The organism is Streptomyces sp. V4I8 (genome assembly GCF_041261225.1).
Classification (GTDB): domain Bacteria; phylum Actinomycetota; class Actinomycetes; order Streptomycetales; family Streptomycetaceae; genus Streptomyces.
This window is the reverse complement of sequence record NZ_JBGCCN010000001.1, coordinates 4864634-4882188: the sequence shown is the minus strand read 5'-3', so window position 1 is coordinate 4882188 and position 17555 is coordinate 4864634. Positions and strand designations below refer to the sequence as shown.

15 protein-coding genes are annotated in these 17555 nt (G+C 72.0%); 9 read left to right on the top strand and 6 right to left on the bottom strand.

Annotated features, from left to right (window positions below; genetic code table 11):
- The first annotated feature begins 129 nt into the window (after positions 1-129).
- Together ABIE67_RS22000 and ABIE67_RS21995 are read left to right on the top strand one after the other, a co-directional pair.
- Positions 130-777, top strand: coding sequence for an RraA family protein (locus tag ABIE67_RS22000; protein WP_370260065.1), 648 nt, complete (start codon positions 130-132; stop codon positions 775-777).
- A gap of 32 nt (positions 778-809) precedes the next feature.
- Positions 810-1337 carry an HAD domain-containing protein gene (locus tag ABIE67_RS21995; protein ID WP_370268806.1) on the top strand — a complete coding sequence of 176 codons (528 nt, stop codon included), beginning with the start codon at positions 810-812 and terminating at the stop codon, positions 1335-1337.
- Here ABIE67_RS21995 and ABIE67_RS21990 read toward each other — a convergent pair.
- Positions 1297-2190: an NAD(P)-dependent oxidoreductase gene (locus tag ABIE67_RS21990; RefSeq protein ID WP_370260060.1), complete on the bottom strand. Its 894-nt coding sequence runs from the start codon at positions 2188-2190 to the stop codon at positions 1297-1299. The two genes, ABIE67_RS21995 and ABIE67_RS21990, sit on opposite strands and share 41 nt — an antisense overlap.
- 51 nt (positions 2191-2241) lie before the next feature.
- On the opposite strand from ABIE67_RS21990, the gene ABIE67_RS21985 reads away from it, so the two are divergent.
- A complete protein-coding gene (locus tag ABIE67_RS21985; RefSeq protein WP_370260056.1) occupies positions 2242-2589 on the top strand; it encodes a winged helix-turn-helix transcriptional regulator in 348 nt (115 codons plus the stop codon).
- 246 nt (positions 2590-2835) lie between these two features.
- On the opposite strand, the gene ABIE67_RS21980 is transcribed toward ABIE67_RS21985, so the two are convergent.
- Both ABIE67_RS21980 and ABIE67_RS21975 read right to left on the bottom strand, forming a co-directional pair.
- The gene (locus ABIE67_RS21980) at positions 2836-3822 is read right to left on the bottom strand and encodes an alpha/beta fold hydrolase (protein WP_370260052.1); all 987 of its coding nucleotides are present in this window, start codon (positions 3820-3822) and stop codon (positions 2836-2838) included.
- Positions 3823-3951: 129 nt separating this feature from the next.
- Positions 3952-5232, bottom strand: coding sequence for an acyltransferase family protein (locus tag ABIE67_RS21975; RefSeq protein WP_370260049.1), 1281 nt, complete (start codon positions 5230-5232; stop codon positions 3952-3954).
- A gap of 256 nt (positions 5233-5488) precedes the next feature.
- Between ABIE67_RS21975 and ABIE67_RS21970 the strand changes: the two genes are divergently transcribed.
- The 4 genes from ABIE67_RS21970 (at position 5489) to ABIE67_RS21955 (ending at position 11663) form a co-directional block, all read left to right on the top strand.
- Positions 5489-9562 carry a helix-turn-helix domain-containing protein gene (locus tag ABIE67_RS21970; RefSeq protein WP_370260047.1) on the top strand — a complete coding sequence of 1358 codons (4074 nt, stop codon included), beginning with the start codon at positions 5489-5491 and terminating at the stop codon, positions 9560-9562.
- 131 nt (positions 9563-9693) lie between these two features.
- Entirely contained in the window at positions 9694-10365 is a 672-nt protein-coding gene (locus ABIE67_RS21965; protein WP_370260043.1) for a helix-turn-helix domain-containing protein, read from the top strand.
- 101 nt (positions 10366-10466) lie between these two features.
- On the top strand, positions 10467-11189 hold the full coding sequence (locus tag ABIE67_RS21960) for a hypothetical protein (protein WP_370260038.1): 723 nt from the start codon (positions 10467-10469) through the stop codon (positions 11187-11189).
- A 141-nt stretch (positions 11190-11330) separates the two neighbouring features.
- On the top strand, positions 11331-11663 hold the full coding sequence (locus ABIE67_RS21955) for a DUF2516 family protein (protein WP_030052179.1): 333 nt from the start codon (positions 11331-11333) through the stop codon (positions 11661-11663).
- Positions 11664-11723: 60 nt separating this feature from the next.
- Here ABIE67_RS21955 and ABIE67_RS21950 read toward each other — a convergent pair whose 3' ends face one another.
- The 3 genes from ABIE67_RS21950 to ABIE67_RS21940 all read right to left on the bottom strand — a co-directional run bounded on the left by ABIE67_RS21950 (position 11724) and on the right by ABIE67_RS21940 (position 15341).
- Positions 11724-13019 (bottom strand): PP2C family protein-serine/threonine phosphatase, encoded by a 1296-nt coding sequence (locus ABIE67_RS21950; RefSeq protein WP_370260034.1) that lies wholly within the window; start codon positions 13017-13019, stop codon positions 11724-11726.
- 283 nt (positions 13020-13302) lie between these two features.
- Complete coding sequence (locus ABIE67_RS21945; protein ID WP_370260030.1) at positions 13303-14376, bottom strand: C40 family peptidase; 1074 nt, start codon at positions 14374-14376, stop codon at positions 13303-13305.
- A gap of 173 nt (positions 14377-14549) precedes the next feature.
- Positions 14550-15341 (bottom strand): class I SAM-dependent methyltransferase, encoded by a 792-nt coding sequence (locus tag ABIE67_RS21940; RefSeq protein WP_370268803.1) that lies wholly within the window; start codon positions 15339-15341, stop codon positions 14550-14552.
- Positions 15342-15704: 363 nt separating this feature from the next.
- On the opposite strand from ABIE67_RS21940, the gene mshA reads away from it, so the two are divergent.
- Both mshA and ABIE67_RS21930 read left to right on the top strand, forming a co-directional pair.
- Complete coding sequence (mshA, locus tag ABIE67_RS21935; RefSeq protein WP_370260028.1) at positions 15705-17048, top strand: D-inositol-3-phosphate glycosyltransferase; 1344 nt, start codon at positions 15705-15707, stop codon at positions 17046-17048.
- A complete protein-coding gene (locus ABIE67_RS21930) occupies positions 17041-17553 on the top strand; it encodes a YbjN domain-containing protein (protein ID WP_370260022.1) in 513 nt (170 codons plus the stop codon). Before mshA ends, ABIE67_RS21930 begins: the two co-directional genes overlap by 8 nt.
- Positions 17554-17555 lie beyond the last annotated feature (2 nt).

The following is a 17555-nucleotide window of genomic DNA, read 5'->3' as shown; positions in this document are numbered from 1 at the left end:
GGCGAAGAGAAAAGAGAGGCGGGCTCCTGGCCCGCCGCCGCGGCCTCACTCAGAGGCCGGGCAACACCCAACTCGCTCACGGCACAAGGCCGACCCGGCAGTCATGGGCCAGACGGTACCGTCCGTCCCATGACCACCGCCACGCAATTCCAGGAGATCCCCACGACGACGCTCGCCGACCTGCTGGGCCGAGCACAGGTGATGGGCGTCGGTATCCGCCCGCTGTGGGGTCCCGTCCCGCGCGTCGCCGGCCCGGCGTACACGGTGTCGTGCCCGCCCGGCGACAACCTGATGCTGCACGCGGCCATCCACCGGGCGCCGGCCGGCTCGGTCGTGGTCGTGGAGTCGGGAGATCTCGACCACGCCCTGGCCGGCGGCAACGTCTGTGCCGTCGCCCAGCGCCGCGGAATCGCCGCGTTCGTCGCCGACGGGGTGATCCGCGACCTGGCGGAGGTGCGCGAGGCGCGCTTCCCGGTCTTCGCGCGGGGCGTCATCCCGATCCCGGGCACCAAGGCGGCCGTACGACCGCTGAACGAGCGGGTCAGCTGCGGGGGTGTGGCGGTCGACGCCGGGGACATCGTGGTGGCCGACGAGGAGGGCGTCGTGGTCGTACCCGCGGCCCGCCGGGAGGAGACCCTGGCGGCGGCCCGGGCCAGACTGGCCAAGGAGGCGGCCGAGTCCCTCGACGAGTGGGAGACGGCACATCGGGCGCGTATCGACAAGATCCTGGCCGAGGGCGGGTTCGAGGGCGGGTCTGAGGGCGGGTTCGAGGGCTGAGTTCGGTGGCCTTGATGCCATCGTCGTCTTCGATGCTCGTCTTCCTCGACGTCGACGGGACGCTGATCCCTTTCGGGGCGGACCGCCCGTACCCGGTGTACGAGGCGGCCCAACCGCTCCCCGGGACGGCCGCCCACCCCCTGCTCTCCCGCGTCGACCCCGCCCTCGGTGCCCGCCTGGCCGGGCTGGCCGCGCTCGGCTGTGAGCTGGTGTGGGCCACGACCTGGCGGGACGACGCGAACGTCTGCCTCGCGCCCTGGCTCGGGCTGCCCCCGCTGCCGTTGGTGGAGTGGCCGGACGAGGACGACGAACCCCGGCTCGGGCCGCGCGGTCCGCACGGGAAGACGCGGCCCCTGGTGGCATGGGCCGCCGGGCGCCCCTTCGTCTGGATCGACGACGAGATCAGCGAGGCCGACCGGGCCTGGGTGGCCGGTCACCACCCCTCGCCCGCCCTCCTCCTCCGCGTCGACCACCGCTACGGCCTGACCGAGCGGGACTTCGCCCTTCTGAGGGAGTGGATCACCGCAGGTGGCGGCTCAGCACCTCGGTCACCCGGGTGACCCCGTCCGTGCCGTGGCCCAGCCCGATGACCCGGCGGGCCTGTCCCTCGGCGGCGCGCATCACGCCCGCGTCGATGCCGTGGGACTCGGAGGCCTCGATGATGTGGGCCATGGAGGAGGCGCCGGAGGTGATCGGATTGAGTTCGCCGGAGTAGGTGGCGTCGTCGGCGTCGCCGGCGAACTCCTCGAAGAGCGGCGGCAGGATCGCTCCGATGCCCTGCGCGAAGGGGAGCAGTTCCCGTGCGGTAATGCCCTCGGCCCGCGCGATGGCCAGGGCGTGTGCGTAGCCCGACATGGCCGTCCAGAAGATGTCGAGCAGGGCGATGTCGTAGCCGGCGGCCCGGCCGATGTCCTCGCCGAGGTGGGTGTGGGTGCCGCCCAGTGCGTCGAGGACCGGTCGGTGCTCGCCGTAGAGCTCGGCGGAGCCGCTGTAGATGAACACCCCCTCCGGCCTGCCGATGGCCGTGGTCGGCGTCATGATCGCGCCGTCCAGATAGCGGATGCCGTGCGCCTCGGCCCAGTCGGCCGCGTCCCGGGCGCGGGCCGGGGTGTCGGCGGTCAGGTTGACGACCGTACGGCCCTTGAGCGCGTCGGTGACGGCGTCCTGGCGCAGGACGGCGTCGGCGGCGTCGTAGTTCACCACGCAGACGACGGTCAGCGGACTGGCGGCGACCGCCTCGGCCGGGGACGCGGCCGATGTGACACCGCGGTCGACGAGCTCGCGGTCCCGCCCCGGCGTGCGGTTCCAGACCGTGACGCGCAGGCCCGCGTCCAGGAACGCACCGGCCAGCGCACGGCCCATCGGGCCGAGACCGATGACCGTGACGGCGGACTCGTGGTCGTGGGTGGGCATGACTCAACTCCCTGTAGGGTGGCGATAATTGATGACAAAAGGGGTGGGGGAATGTCGCAACGGCGCCATGATCCGAATGTCTGTGGGGTGACCGCGGCGCTCGTCGTCATCGACGGCAAGTGGAAGACGTCACTGCTCTGGCTGCTGGAGTCCGGCCCGCTCCGCCCGGCGGAACTGCGCCGCCGGCTGCCGGGCCTCAGCGAGAAGGTGCTGACCCAGGCGCTGCGGGAGATGGAGACGGACGGTCTGGTGCACCGTGAGGTGTACGACGAGCTGCCGTTGAAGACCGTCTATTCGCTGACCGACTTCGGCCGCGACCTGGCCGAGGCGCTCGGCCCGCTCTCCGACTGGGGCCATCGCCGCCTGGAGCGACTGACCGGGGCCCAGCCGGTCTCCTGACCTGAACGCCACCTCCGTCCGCCGTACGAATCCGTCCGGTGACCGGGCGGCGCGTCCGGCGCCCCGTCGATCACCCACATCAAGGGTCGGACGGCGGTGGCGTGCTGCCAAGTACCCACAAAAAAGTGGGTATCGGCGGGGTGCGGCTACGACCGCGCCAGCTCCTCCCGGAAACCCTGGCACCACGAGGGGGAACGGCTCCCCACCCCGCTCCTCCGGAAGTCCCGCCTCATCGGCGTGAGTGCGTCAGGCAGGCAGGGTGGCCAGCCAGTCGGTGAGGAGGGCGTTGACTTCGGTGGGGCGTTCTTGCTGGATCCAGTGGCCGCAGCCGTCGAGGAGGTGGGAGGAGACCAGGCCCGGGAGTGTGACCGGGTACGCCTTGATCGCGTCGGCCAGCCAGGTCGTGGACGCGTCCAGGCTGCCGCCGATGAACAGGGACGACTGGGTGACGGGAGCACCGTCGTACGCGGCGAGGTCCTCCCAGTCCCGGTCCATGTTCCGGTAGCGGTTGAGGGCTCCCGTCATGCCGGTCCGTTCGAACTCCCCGGCGTAGACGTCGAGGTCCCGCTCGCCGAGCCACACGGGCAGGCGGCCGACGGGGAACCGGTCCCGCAGCGTCCCGGCCCCGCTGACGAAGTGCGGATCGGGAGTGCCGGGTGGGGGCATGGTGTCGGCGGACAGGGCCGCGTAGAAGCCCGCGAGCCAGCCGCGTACATCGGGTTCGATCTCGGACTCGGCGCGGCCCGGCTCCTGAAAGTACGAGACGTAGAACTCCTGGTCCCCGCCCATCCGGGCGAAGACGTCGCCGGGACGGGGCCCGCCGCGCGGGGTGTAGGGGACGCTCAGCAGTCCCACGGCCCGGAAGACCTCCGGCCTGAGCAGGGCGGAGTTCGCGGCGATCGGCGCGCCCCAGTCGTGGCCGACGACCACGGCCGACTCCTCGCCCAGGGCGTGCACCACCGCGACGTTGTCCTCCACCAGGTCGAGCATCCGGTACGCGTCCGTCGCGGCCGGCTTGGAGGAGCGGCCGTAGCCGCGGACGTCGATGGCGACCGCGCGGTATCCCGCCGCCGCGAGTACCGGCAGCTGGTGGCGCCAGGAGTACCAGGACTCCGGGAAGCCGTGGACGAGCAGCACCAGTGGCCCGGATCCCTGCTCCGCGAGGTGAATTCGGCCTGCCGGTGAGGAGACCAGCCGATGTGTGATCTCCGCCGCGTGCTGTGACTGCGACATACGTCCTCCTCCGGGACTGTCGGTCTGCCGTGCGTCTGATGGCCCCTGCCGTGCGCCTGAGGTACCCCTGCCGTGCGTCTGAGGTCTCCTGCCGTGCGTCTGACGGCCCCCTGCCGACGTTCCGTTGCCTCAACCCCGATCATGCGGAGGGCCGTGCCGGGAGGACGAGTTCGTTTGCCGATTCGGCAAGGCGGGCGGTCGTAACGGTGGCCACATGCGATGTGCCAGCCCGCGGCCCCAGGTCTGGCCAGGCGCCTCGATGGAGCGGTGGGTCAGCACGCACAGGGGCAGCAGCACGGCGAAGAAGGCCACTTCGAGCACGAGATCGTCCTGGCGCCGTCGGCCGATCGTGCCGTCGATCACCGCCAGCAGTACCGGATGCACCAGATAGACCGAGTAGCTGATCGTGCCCAGGCCGGTCAGCAGCCGCGGTATGCGCCGGCGGCGCGCCGCCAGTCCGGCGCCGAAGGTGAGGACAGCCAGCAGGAAGGCGACGATCCAGCCGCGCCGGGTGAAGTGGTCACCGTCGCCGTACCGGTACGCACACCCCACGGCACAGACGACCACCACGACGGCGGTGCCCGCCGCGCACCGCCACGTGCTCTGACCGTTCTCGGCACGGTAGAGGGCGGTGCCGAGGAACATCACGGCGAGGATCACCAAGCCCTCCCACAGCGGGACCGTGCCGTTGAACAGGACCAGGGCGAGCGCCTGCACCCCGCCCAAAACGCCCCCGAACACCCGGAGCACCGGTGACCTGGCGCTCGCACAGCAGATGGCGACCCCGATGGCGATCGAGGCGGACACGATCAGCGGACCGGTGCCGACCGTGCCGGACAGGGCGGACACCGGCAGCACGGCCCCCGCCGTCACGCTCAGCGCGGCGAGCACGGCCAGGAGGACGGCGACCGCCGCGGACCGCTGGTGCAGGCGGACCGTGAAGAGAGCGACGACCAGCAGGTAGAAGGACATCTCGTACGAGAGCGTCCACAGCACGAGAAGGAGATTGGGGGTCCCCAGCAACTCCTGGAGCAGGGTGGCGTGGGCGACAGCCACGGTGGCGGCGCTCTGCCCACCGAAGTCACGCACCTCCGCGATGCCCAGGAGTTGGAGGGTGAGGAACACCGTGACGACAGCCGCCCACAGCGGGTACACCCGGAAGATCCGTCCGATCCAGAACGTCCGGACGCAGCCCCGGCGCTCCAGCGACGCGGGGATGATGTAGCCGCTCACCAGGAAGAACACCATGATGCCGTAGCGGCTGGTGTTGAACTGCGGCATCAACTCCCGCCGGAAGTCCGCCAGGAAGGTGTACGACGAGTGGTCGAACACCACGACGAGTGCGGCGACGCCGCGTAACGCGTCCAGCCGGCCCAGCCGTGCGGCGGGGACGAGGGGTGGGGATTCCATGCGGAGGCAGGGTCCTGTTCGGTGAGGGGAGTTGGGCTCGCGGGGGGGGGGGGGGGGAGGGGCGAGGGATGGGGGAGGGGGGTGGCCGGCGTGGTCCGCCGGCAGGCGCGCCCCGCGCAGCGGCTGGGCCCAGGAGGCACTCGCATCCGCTCTCAGCACCGAGTTCAGCGGCCGGCGCATTGTTCGGCAGTACCGTTCCGGCAGCCGAACAATGAACGGGATGCGCTGATACCGAGGCGGCTGGAGGGGTGAGGGCGTGGCGGGGCGTCGTGAGGTGCCGGTGGATCCGGCGGCGGGTCCGGTGCAGCGGTTCGCGTTCGAGTTGCGCAAGCTGAGGGCGGAGGCGGACGGGATCACCTACCGTTCGCTGGCCCGGCGGGCGGGCTACTCGGTGACCACGCTGTCGCAGGCGGCGGCCGGTGAGCAGTTGCCGACGCTGCCGGTGGCCCTGGCCTACGCGGAGGCGTGCGGTGGGGACCTGGCGGAATGGGAGGCCCGGTGGCAGGAGGCGCTGGCGGAGTCCGCCGGTGACGGCTCTGGGGACGACGACGGATCAGTCGCGCCGTACCGCGGGCTGGCGCGGTTCGAGACCGGTGACAGCGCCCTGTTCTTCGGCCGGGAACAGCTCACCGCCGACCTGGTCGACCTGCTCCGCCGCCGACGCTTCGCGGCGGTCTTCGGCCCCTCCGGCAGCGGCAAGTCCTCCCTGCTGCGGGCCGGCCTGATACCCGTCCTCCGGCGAGGGCACGCCCTGGGGCAGGCTCAGGCGCACGGGCAGGGGCAGGGGCAGGGCCAGGCTCAGGCGCACGGGCAGGGGCAGGGCCAGGCTCCGGTCCGGGCTCAGGCGCACGGGCAGGGGCAGGGCCAGGCTCCGGTCCGGGCTCAGGCGCACGGGCAGGGGCAGGGCCAGGCTCAGGTCCGGGCTCAGGCGCACGGGCAGGGGCAGGGCCAGGCTCAGGTCCGGGCTCAGGCGCACGGGCAGGGGCAGGGCCAGGCTCCGGTCCGGGCTCGGGCGCACGGGCACGCCCAGGGCCAGGCGCAGGCGCAGGATCCGGATCCGGATCCGCTGAGCAGCCGTCCTGCCGCAATCGCCGCGATCCGGATCCTGACCCCGGGGGAACACCCCGCCCGCACCCACGCCCCCCTCCTCACCCCCGCGGCACCCGGGGGCGGCGGCGTTGGGCCGGGCGGCGGTGCCGGAGGGGACACCCTCGTGATCGTCGACCAGTTCGAGGAGGTCTTCACCCTCTGCCACGACGCCGCCGAGCGGGCCCGCTTCATCGACCTGCTGCTGGCCGCCCGGGAGCCCGAGAGCCGCTTACGGGTGCTGTTGGCGGTGCGCGGCGACTTCTACGGCCGCTGCGCCGAGCACCGCGACCTGGCCGACGGACTGCGCGACGCCAACCTGCTGGCCGGCGCGATGAGCCCGGCGGAACTGCGGGACGCCGTCGTCAAGCCGGCCACGGCCGCCGGACTGGCCGTGGAACGCGCCCTCACCGCCCGGCTGGTCGAGGCGGTCGCCGATGCGCCGGGCGGGCTGCCGCTGTTGTCCCACGCGTTGCTGGAGACCTGGCGCCTGCGCCGCGGCAAGACCCTGACCATGGCGGGCTACGAGGCGGCCGGCCGCCTGGACGGCGCGATCGCCAAGACCGCCGAGAGGGTCTACGGCCGCTTCACCGAAGGCCAGGCCGCCGCCGCCCGCCGGGTGCTGCTGCGCCTGATCGCCCCCGGTGACGGCACCCCCGACACCCGCCGTTCCGTCGAGCGCGCGGAACTGCCCGGCACCGGCCCGGAGGAGACCGCCCAGGTGCTGGAGGCACTCGCCCGAGCACGGCTGCTCACCCTGGACGGCGACACGGTCGAGCTGGCCCACGAGGCCCTGATCACGGCCTGGCCCCGGCTGCGCGGGTGGATCGAGGAGGACCGTGAACGCCTGCGTGTGCACCGGAACCTGACCGAAGCGGCCCGTGCCTGGCAGGAACTGGGCCGGGAACAGGGCGCCTTGTACCGGGGAAGCCGGCTCGTCGCCGCCCGGGAACACTTCGGCGGCGCGGCGCGCGAGGACCTGACCGACGTGGAGCGCGCCTTCCTCGACGCCGGCCGCGCGGACGAGCGGAAGGGCCGCCGCCGGTACCGGCTGGTGCTCACCGCGGTCACCGCCGCCCTGTGCCTTGCCCTTGTCGCCGCCGGTCTCGCCGTACGGCAGTGGCACAGCGCGGTCAGCGCCCAGCACCTTGCCCAGTCACGCCAACTGGCCGCCCAGTCCGGTGCGTTGCGGGACTCCGACCCCGACCTCGCCGCACTGCTCGCCGTCCACGCCTACCGCACCAGCCCGACCCGCGAGGCCACCGCCGCCCTGTACGCCGCCGCCGCGCTACCGCTGCGCAAGCGCCTGGTCGGCGGCACCCAACCCGTGACGTCCCTCGCCCTCAGCCCGGACGGACACACCGTCGCCGGCCACAGCGCGGACGGCACCGTGCGGATCCGGAGCCTGCCGGTCGGTGAGCTCCGACGTACGTTCACCACCGGCCGCGACACCAGCGGCGAAGTCATGGCGTTCAGCCCCGACGGCCACACCCTAGCTGTCGCTTCCGCCGGTGGTACGGGCGTGCGGCTGGGCCTGTGGGATCCGGTCACCGGCAGGAAACTCAGAACCTTCGCCGTCCCCGACGGTGCGGTGCGCGGGCTGGACTTCAGCCCTGACGGTCGTACCGTGGCGGCCTCCTCCCCGGCGGCCGTACGGGTGTGGGACGTGGCCACCGGCCGCGAGCGGCACAGCTTCACCGGCCACCCCGATCCGGAGGCCGTCGCCTTCGGCCCTGACGGACGTACCGTCGCCGCGGTGAGCCGCGACGGACGGGTGCGCGTGTGGGACGTGGCCACCGGCCGCACCCGGACCGCCCGCGACAGCCGAATCGAGGGCGATTCGGTGGTCTTCAGCCCTGACGGCCGGACATACGCGGCTGTCCGCCCCGATGGTTCGGTGCAACTGCGGGAGGTGGCCACCGGCATCGTCCGACGCACCATCAGGGACGGCGCCGGTGGGTTGCACGAGGTGGCCTTCGCCCCGGACGGGCGGACCCTCGCCATTCCGGGCCCCGGGGACACCGTGCGCCTGTGGGACACCGCCTCCGGCACAGCGCGGGCCACCGTGACCGCCGGTCATCACGGACGAGGCGCCATGTCAGTGGCCCTCGGCCCGGACGGCCGCACCCTCGTCACCAGCAGCAACCTGGATCCCGCCCTCCGCGTCCACCGCCTGCCCTCCGATCGGCCGCGCACCACTCTGCGGGGCGATGCGGGCACGGCCGTCGCCGGCATGGCCTTCAGCCCGGACGGACGAACGGTGGGCACGGTCCGCCATGGGCGGCCGCCCGGCCGTGGGTCGGTACAGCTCTGGGACGCCGGTACCGGCGATCGCGAAGCCACACTGCCGCTCGACACCGACCCGGCACTCCAGGGAGAGCAACTGCCGCTCCCGGTTGTCCGCCTCGGGGCCGTGGGGTTCGGCCCGACCGGGCGCGCTCTGGCCGCGAGGGAAGCCGAGAACGGGGTGACCAGGGTGATCGAGGTCCGGGATGTCGCCACAGGCCGCCTGCGCCAGAGCCGCTCCTCTCGCACCGTCGACGAGGCGGCCTTCAGCCCCGACGGGACGCGGCTCGCCCTCATCGGCCGGGAGGGGGCGGTGCGGATCTGGCACCTTGCCACCGGCGCACTGCACACCGTCCACACCAGCCACGACCGACCCGTAAGGGCAATGGCGTTCACCCCGGACGGCCGCACACTCGCCGTCGTGAGCGTCGGGGCCGACGACGAACGCGTCACCCTCCTCGACGCCGCAACCGGCCGCACACAGCACACCATCGAGCCGGGCGCCCGGGCCCCGCTGTCCCTCGTCTTCAGCCCGGACGGGCACACCCTGGCCACCACGAGCGGCAGATCCGTGAAGACGTGGGACGCGCGCACCGGTCAGCTCCAGGACAGCTTCAGTGCCCCCGGCGAAGTCGGGCCCTCGGCTTTCAGCCCCGACGGACGCACCCTGGCCACCGGCACCGCCGGCGGAGTCCGGCTGTGGGACCTCGCCGCCGGCCGGACCCGGACCACCCTGCCGGTCCGCTCGCCCGCCGCACTGGCGTTCAGCCCGGACGGCCGCACCCTGGCCGTCGGCGCTGGCAGCTCCGTCGGTCTGTGGGACGTCGACCTGCCCGACCCGGCCCGCGCGATCCGCACCGTCTGCGCGGCCGTCGGCACCGCCCTCACCCCGCGGGAACGGTCCCGCTACCTGCCCGACCAGTCCGCCGAGACCGGCTGTCGGCCGTCCGCGCGGTAGGGCCTCACCGATCCTCCGGGCGCTGACTGTTGCCGCTGACTGTGGCCCCGCGTTGGGTCGTTCGCGTGGCGTGGCGCACTTTTGCAAGCGGATGCTTGCAATAGTTAGCGACGGTGAGGCAAGGTGGAGACATGGCATCGCTCAACGTCGGCAATCTCGGTGAGTATCTGCGCGAACAGCGGCGCACCGCGCAGCTGTCGCTGCGGCAACTCGCCGATGCCGCCGGGGTGTCCAATCCGTATCTGAGCCAAATCGAGCGCGGGCTGCGCAAGCCGAGCGCGGAGGTGCTGCAGCAGGTCGCCAAGGCGCTGCGGATCTCCGCCGAGACGCTGTATGTGCGGGCCGGCATCCTCGACGCCGAGCGGGACCGGGACGAGGTGGAGACGCGCGCCGTCATAATCGCCGATCCCACGCTGAACGAGCGGCAGAAGCAGGTGCTGCTCCAGATCTACGAATCCTTCCGCAAGGAGAACGGGTTCGGGATATCCCCGGAGGCGGACGAGGCTGCCGAGGCACTGCGGCGGGCAGCCGAGGCCGTCTCGGCGGGCCACGACACGGTGGACACCGAGCGGAGCGACGGCGCGGCGGACGCGTACGACAGCGACACCGCCGTACGCCCCGGCCGTACGCCCCGCGCGGACGGTACGGACGGCACGGCCGACGACGGCCGCAAGCCCGCCGCGCGCCGTACGCGCAAGACCAGCAGCACCCGCAACACTCGCAGCACCCGCACCACCCGTACGTCCGACGGCAGTGACGCCGACCCGGAGAACCCGACCGACCCGCAGCAGTCGGCCGGCTGACGACGAGCTGCCGTACGCGCGACCCGCGTCGGCGAGCGGCGTCCGGCCGACCGCGGGAACCAAAAACCCTCACCTCAAAGCAACCCGGGAGGACCATCACCATGGCCATCACCGACGACCTGCGTAAGACCCTCAGCGACCCGACCCCGCTCTACTTCGCGGCCGGCACCGCCGACCTGGCCCTTCAGCAGGCCCGGAAGGTGCCCGGCCTGGTGGAGCAGCTGCGCGCCGAGGCGCCGGCCCGGTTCGAGGCCGTTCGCAACACCGACCCGAAGGCCGTCCAGGAGAAGGCCACCGCCCGCGCCAAGGAGGCAGGTGCCAAGGCCAAGGAGGCTCAGGAGAGCTTCCAGAGCAAGGTCAACGACCTGGTCAGCAACCTGGACGCCGACATCAAGAAGTTCGGCACCAACCTGGACGCGGACTTCAAGAAGTTCGGCAGCAACCTCGACGCCGATCTGAAGAAGTTCGGCGAGAGCGCTCAGGACATCGCGCTGCGCACCCTCGGCGTCGCCGCCGAGTACGCCGTGAAGGCCCGTGAGACCTACGAGAAGGTCGCCGAGCACGGCGAGCAGGCCGTGAAGACCTGGCGCGGCGAGGCGGCCGAGGAGATCGAGGAGTTCGCGATCGCCGTCGAGCCGAAGGCCGAGCCGGTCGAGGTCAAGGAGGACAAGGCGGCCAAGACGGACAAGGTGGAGGCCAAGCCGGCCGCGCCCGCGCCCGCCGCCCAGGCCGCCGCGGAGAAGAAGACCCCGGCCGCCCCGGCCAAGAAGGCCACGGGTGCGCGCAAGACCACCGCCAAGAAGACGACTCCGCCCGCCAAGTAACCCAGGCGGGTGAAACGGGATCTTCGGACACGGGCCGGGCACTCAAGGAGTGCTCGGCCCGTTGTTCGGGTAGCGGTCCCGCGGTTGCGGGTACGGTGACCGCGTACGTACGAGCCGAGTCGGGTGGTGGACGTTGTGCTGATGCAGGGCTTCGCGGGGTTCATGTGGCTGCTGAGCATGGCCCTGATCCTTTTCAGCGGCTTCGCGCTGATCGACGCGGCGATCCGCCGTGAGGACGCCTACCGCGCGGCCGACAAGCAGACCAAGCCGTTCTGGATGATCGTCCTCGGGCTCGCCTTCGTGGTGAACCTGATCTTCAACATCCTGTCGTTCCTGCCGATCATCGGCCTCATCGCGACGATCGTCTACATGGTCGACGTACGCCCCGCGATCAAAGGCCTGCCGGGCGGCGGCCGCAGCAGAAAGGGGTCCAGCAGCGACGGCCCTTACGGGCCCTGGAACGGCGGCCGCTGAGCAGCGCCCCGAGGGGCACCGCCCTTTTTCAGGGGCACAACCCGAACGGCGTGGCCCCGCTCACACCGTCCGATCGAGCAACAGCACAGCCACGTCGTCGGCCAACTCGCCCCCATTGAGGTCCCGAACCTCATTGACCGCGGCCCGCAGCAACGCCTCCCCCCGCAGCCCCTCGGCCAGCTGCCGACGGACCATGGACACCATCCCGTCCTGCCCGAGCCGCTCCCGCCCCTCGCCGACGCGGCCCTCGATCAGGCCGTCGGTGTAGAGCATCAGGGACCACTCCGCCCCCAGCTCCACCTGCATCCGGGGCCAGCGAGCCCCGGGCAGCAGCCCGAGCGCGGGCCCGTTGTTGTCGTACGGCAGCAGCCGAGCCGCGCGCCCCGGCCGGGCGAGCAGCGGCGACGGGTGCCCCGCCAGGCACAGCCCGGCGCGTCGGCCGTCCGGTGCGATGTCCACCGTGCACAGCGTCGCGAAGATCTCGTCGTCGGCCCGCTCGTGCTCCAGGACCTGCTGCAGGGTGCCCAGCAGCTCATCGCCGCACAGCCCCGCCAGCGTCAGCGCCCGCCAGGCGATCCGCAGCTCCACACCGAGCGCGGCCTCGTCGGGCCCATGGCCGCAGACGTCGCCGATCATGGCGTGCACGGTGCCGTCCGCGGTACGGACGACGTCGTAGAAGTCACCGCCCAGCAGCGCGCGCGACCGGCCCGGGCGGTACCGCGCGGCGAAACGCAGCGAGGAGCCCTCCAGGAGCGGCGTCGGCAGCAGGCCGCGCTCCAGACGGCGGTTCTCCTGGGCGCGCAGGCGGCCCTCGGCGAGCCGGCGCTCGGCCGTGTCGGATCGTTTCCGCTCCACGGCGTACCGGATGGCCCGGCTGAGCAGCCGCCCGTCCAGTTCGTCCCGGAAGAGGTAGTCCTGGGCGCCGACGCGCACGGCCTCCGCGGCGCGCTCCGTGTCGCCGGAGGCGGTGAGGGCGAGGACGGCGTGCCGGGGCGCGAGCTCCAGGACGTGCTTGAGCACGCCCAGCTCGTCCTCGTCGTCGGTCCGGCCGGGCAGCGCGAGGTCCAGCAGGATGCAGTGGACGTCGTCGGTGAGCAGCCGCTCGGCCTCGGTGAGGTTGCGGGCGGTGCGCACCCGGATCGGCTTGCCGGCCGAGTCGAGCAACTCGGGCACGAGCGCGGAGCCGCCGGGATCGTCCTCGATCAGCAGCAGCGTCAGGTTGGTGTGGTTGGTGTTCTCGACCGTGGATTCCTTACGCGGAGCCTCTTCCGTGGAGGTGCCGCCTGGGGACGCGGCCTGCGCCTGACCACTCTCCACGGCCGGGATCGCTCTCTGCCGCGGTATGGGTACGGGCATCGTCTGAGTTCCTTCCCTCCCCCCGAGGGCATGGTGGGAACGAGGGTCCTCGATCCACCGACGGGGACCATAGCGGTTGTCGGCGCCGCAACGGAATGGTGTAGAGCACGCCGGATGGGCGCTGGCCGCTGTCATATGCCGCGTTCCGTACCGCAGTTGGACAGGACGGGGGACGGCCAGGGATGACGAACGTCACGTCAGTGCGGCATTTGTGAGCGATGTGACGTGGGCCGGGTCACGTGGCGGGGGTCACGGCTCGCCCGTCACAAGTCACCCTCAATACTTACGCATCGGGCCGAACCACCCCGAGGATCGGCATCGACCCGGCCCCCGCGACCGTCACCGTCCGCCCCGGTCGTGGCGCGTGGATGATCGCGCCGTCGCCGACGTACAGGGCGACATGGCTGGCGTCGTCGTTGTAGATGATGAGATCGCCGGGGCGCATGTCCTCGATGTCGATCCGCTTGAGCTGCTTCCACTGCTCCTGCGAGGTGCGCGGAATGCCACTTCCGGCGCTCGCCCAGGCCTGTGACGTGAGTCCTGAACAGTCGTAGGTCGTCGGACCCTCAGCGCCCCATTCGTATGGTTTGCCCAGCTGGGCGGTGGCGTACTCGACGGCCTTGCGGCCCTGTTCCGACGCCTTGCCCTTGATGTCCTTCAGGATGCCGGAGTCCAGCCAGGCGGTCTGCGCCTTGTGTGCGGCTTCGGCCTCCAGCTTGGCGAGGCGCTCCTTTTCCTCCTCCTCCAACTGGGACTCGACCTCTTCGGCCGCCGCGATCTGCTTCTTGATCTTCTTCTTGGCGGCGGCCTTGGCCTTGCGGCCCGCCTCCAGCTTCTGCCACTGGGCGGAGGCGTCCTTCGCGTACTGCTCCAAGTCCTGCTGGGTGCGGGTCATTTCCGCCAGCAGCCCCTTGGTCGCGCGCTGGCCCTGCAGCACCCGGCCCGTGCCGTCGAGGAACGCCTGCGGGTCGTCGCTGAGCAGCAGGTGCGCTTCGTCGGGCAGCCCACCGGAGCGGTACTGGGCGGCGGCCGCGGCGCCCGCGCGCTTCTTCAACTCGGCGAGCTTCTCCTGGCCTTCGACGATCTTCTTCGCCAGCGCGACGATCTCGGCGGACTGCTTCTCGGCCGCCTCCTCGGCGGCGTTGTACTCGTCGGTGGCGACGGCCGCGGCGTGGTAGAGCTTCTCCAGCTTCTTGCGGACGGCCTCAAGATCCTGGTTCGTCACGGTGGACGAGGAGGCACTCGGGGTCGGGGTGGGGGATGGCGCCGCGAACGCCGTGCCTGGTACTCCCGCAACGGTGACCGCGCAGACGACGGTCACGGCCGCTGCGATCAGGCCGTGCTTGCCCGAACCCATACCACTGCCCCCAAACTGATGTCCCGTCAGTAACTTACGAGCTCCGGGGGATCGTGCCATGTGGGCGCGCAAAGTGACAGAGGTCTGCTTCCCCCCATTCCCTCCCCGTCATGACGATCTCCCCGTCTTTGTGACGAACAACTCCCGGAGATCGTTCCCCTCAGGCCGCCCCCTCAGGCCGCCGGCGCCAACGCCTCCCACCGCACCGTCACTTCCCCCTGCCGCCACCGCGCCGCCCCGTCCACCACCGGCCAGTCCGCGGCGAGCTCCCGCACCGCCCGGACCCAGCGCTGCCGTACGCCGTACGACGCATAGGGCGCGGCGGCCGCCCAGGCGCGGTCGAAGTCACGCAGAAAGGCATGCACAGGCTCACCGGGGACATTGCGATGAATAAGGGCCTTCGGCAGCCGCTCGGCAAGATCCGAGGGCCGCTCCAACGACCCCAACCGCGCGGCGAAGGTCACCGTACGAGGCCCCTCCGGCCCCAGCGCGACCCACACATGCCGCCGCCCCACCTCATCACAGGTCCCCTCGACAAGCAGCCCCCCACGAGACCCGGCCCCCGGATCGGCCGGCGCGAGCCGAGCACACAGCCGCTCCCACACCCCGCCCACCTCACCCTCCTCGTACTGCCGCAGCACATTCGCCGCCCGCACAAGCAGAGGCCGCTGCGCCACAGGAAGCTCAAACCCCCCATGCCGAAACACGAGCCCCTCCCGCTCATACGGCTTCGCGCCCAGCACCCGAGCCGGCTCGATCTCCACACCGACCACCCGCACACGGGGCGCGACGGACCGCAGCCGACCGAGCAACTCGACGGCCGTCCAGGGAGCGGCGCCGTACCCGAGGTCGACCGCGACAGGATCGACGGCCCGCCGCAGCTCCGCACCATGCGTGTGAGCGATCCAGCGGTCCATGCGGCGCAGCCGGTTGGGGTTGGTGGTCCCACGCGTGACGGTGCCCACAGGGCGGGCGAAGGCGCGGGGTGTCATGCATAAGAGGGTATGCGGCCGCTCTGGCCGTCCGGCCGTGCCACCCGCACCGGCACGGCTCCGACCCACGACGAACGCAGTGCGCAACGCGCACCCCCAGAACCCGCACGGGGCGCCGCGGGCATAGAGGCGAGGCGCACTCCAAACCCACACGGGCCGCCGCAGCCGCAGGGGCACACCCCACGCCCCCCATCCCCGAACAGTTGAGCGACCCCCGGTAATACCTCGGCAAAAACCGTCACGCCCGGAATGGGAACCCTGCCCTCCGGCGTTGCACCGCCTTGGAGGGCGCAAGCACCCTCCGTCCGGCATGCCCGCAGCAAGGAGGAACGCCACGTGAGCCAGTACGTCAGCAGGCTCGGGCGTCGCTCCCAGGCCGCGGCCACCCCCCACCGCCTGCGCCTGCACCGCCGCCCCCGCCGGGTAGCCATGCTCTCCGTGCACACCTCCCCGCTCCACCAGCCCGGCACCGGCGACGCGGGCGGCATGAACGTCTACATCGTCGAGCTCGCGCAGCGCCTCGCCGCGATCAATATCGAGGTGGAGATCTTCACGCGCACCACGGCCACGGACCTCCCACCCACCGTCGAACTCGCCCCCGGCGTCCTGGTCCGCCACATCGACGCGGGCCCCTACGAGGGCCTCAACAAGGAGGACCTCCCCGCCCAACTGTGCGCCTTCACCCACGGCGTGATGCAGGCCTGGGCCGGCCACCGCCCCGGCTACTACGACCTGGTCCACTCCCACTACTGGCTCTCCGGCCACGTGGGCTGGCTCGCGGCCCAGCGCTGGGGCGCCCCCTTGGTGCACGCCATGCACACCATGGCCAAGGTCAAGAACGCCAACCTTGCGGACGGCGACACCCCCGAGCCCGCCGCCCGAGTCATCGGCGAGACCCAGATCGTCACGGCCGCCGACCGCCTCATCGCCAACACGGCCGAGGAGGCGGACGAACTCGTACGCCACTACGCCGCGACCCCCGACAAGGTCGCCGTGGTCCACCCCGGCGTCAACCTCACCCGCTTCTCGCCCGCCGACGGCCGAGCCGCGGCCCGAGCCCGCCTCGGCCTTCCCCAAGACGCACTGATCCCCCTGTTCGCGGGCCGCATCCAGCCCCTGAAGGCGCCGGACATCCTCCTGCGCGCGGTGGCCGTCCTCCTGGACGAGCACCCCCACCTCCGCTCCCGCGTCCTCGTCCCGATCGTCGGCGGCCCCAGCGGCAGCGGCATGGCCAAGCCCGAAGGCCTCCAGAAGCTGGCCGCCCGCCTGGGCGTCGCGGATGTCGTACGGTTCCGCCCACCCGTCGGCCAGGAACAGCTCGCCGACTGGTTCCGCGCGGCGTCCGTGCTGGTCATGCCGTCGTACAGCGAATCCTTCGGCCTGGTGGCCATAGAGGCGCAGGCGGCCGGCACACCCGTCCTCGCGGCGGCGGTGGGCGGCCTGCCGGTGGCGGTCCGCGACGGCCGTACCGGCTACCTGGTCCAGGGCCACAATCCGGCCGACTACGCGCGCGTGCTGCACGCCTTCGCCGAGGACCCGCACCTGTCCCCGCGGATGGGCGAGGCCGCGGCCCGGCACGCCCAGTCCTTCGGCTGGGACACCGCGGCCGCCGCCACGGCGGACGTCTACACGGCCGCGACCCAGGCCTACAGGCGTCGCGTACGCTCCCACCATGGCTGACGCACAGAAGGCGACGCAGGTGGTCGCGCAGGTGCTCGAGGGAGCGCTGAAGGACGCCGACCTGGAGTGGGAGACCCCCGACCCCGGAAACTACGTCGTCAAGCTCCCCGGCACCCGCAAGCTGTCGACGACGGTCTCCCTGCTCATCGGCCGCCACTCCCTCTCGCTCAACGCCTTCGTCATCCGCCACCCCGACGAGAACGAGCCCGGCGTCCACCGCTGGCTCCTGGAGCGCAACCTCAAGCTGTACGGCGTGAGTTACGCCGTCGACCGGCTCGGCGACATCTACGTCACCGCCAAGCTCCCCCTGTCCGCCGTCACCCCGGACGAGATCGACCGCCTTCTCGGTCAGGTCCTGGAGGCGGCGGACGGAGCGTTCAACACCCTCCTTGAGCTCGGGTTCGCCTCCGCGATCCGCAAGGAGTACGAGTGGCGGGTGGCGCGCGGCGAGTCGACGCGCAACCTGGACGCGTTCGCTCATCTGACCCAGCGGTCCGCCGACTGAAT

Excerpts from the sequence above, each read along its gene's own strand:
- ABIE67_RS21955 (WP_030052179.1), top strand. The coding sequence starts at position 11,331 with ATGCAGGGCTTCGCGGGGTTCATGTGGCTGCTGAGCATGGCCCTGATC.
- ABIE67_RS21960 (WP_370260038.1), top strand. The coding sequence starts at position 10,467 with ATGGCCATCACCGACGACCTGCGTAAGACCCTCAGCGACCCGACCCCG.
- ABIE67_RS21945 (WP_370260030.1), bottom strand. The coding sequence starts at position 14,376 with ATGGGTTCGGGCAAGCACGGCCTGATCGCAGCGGCCGTGACCGTCGTC.
- ABIE67_RS21930 (WP_370260022.1), top strand. The coding sequence starts at position 17,041 with ATGGCTGACGCACAGAAGGCGACGCAGGTGGTCGCGCAGGTGCTCGAG.
- ABIE67_RS21950 (WP_370260034.1), bottom strand. The coding sequence starts at position 13,019 with ATGCCCGTACCCATACCGCGGCAGAGAGCGATCCCGGCCGTGGAGAGT.
- ABIE67_RS21985 (WP_370260056.1), top strand. The coding sequence starts at position 2,242 with ATGTCGCAACGGCGCCATGATCCGAATGTCTGTGGGGTGACCGCGGCG.
- ABIE67_RS21990 (WP_370260060.1), bottom strand. The coding sequence starts at position 2,190 with ATGCCCACCCACGACCACGAGTCCGCCGTCACGGTCATCGGTCTCGGC.
- ABIE67_RS21980 (WP_370260052.1), bottom strand. The coding sequence starts at position 3,822 with ATGTCGCAGTCACAGCACGCGGCGGAGATCACACATCGGCTGGTCTCC.
- ABIE67_RS21995 (WP_370268806.1), top strand. The coding sequence starts at position 810 with ATGCTCGTCTTCCTCGACGTCGACGGGACGCTGATCCCTTTCGGGGCG.
- ABIE67_RS21975 (WP_370260049.1), bottom strand. The coding sequence starts at position 5,232 with ATGGAATCCCCACCCCTCGTCCCCGCCGCACGGCTGGGCCGGCTGGAC.
- ABIE67_RS22000 (WP_370260065.1), top strand. The coding sequence starts at position 130 with ATGACCACCGCCACGCAATTCCAGGAGATCCCCACGACGACGCTCGCC.
- ABIE67_RS21965 (WP_370260043.1), top strand. The coding sequence starts at position 9,694 with ATGGCATCGCTCAACGTCGGCAATCTCGGTGAGTATCTGCGCGAACAG.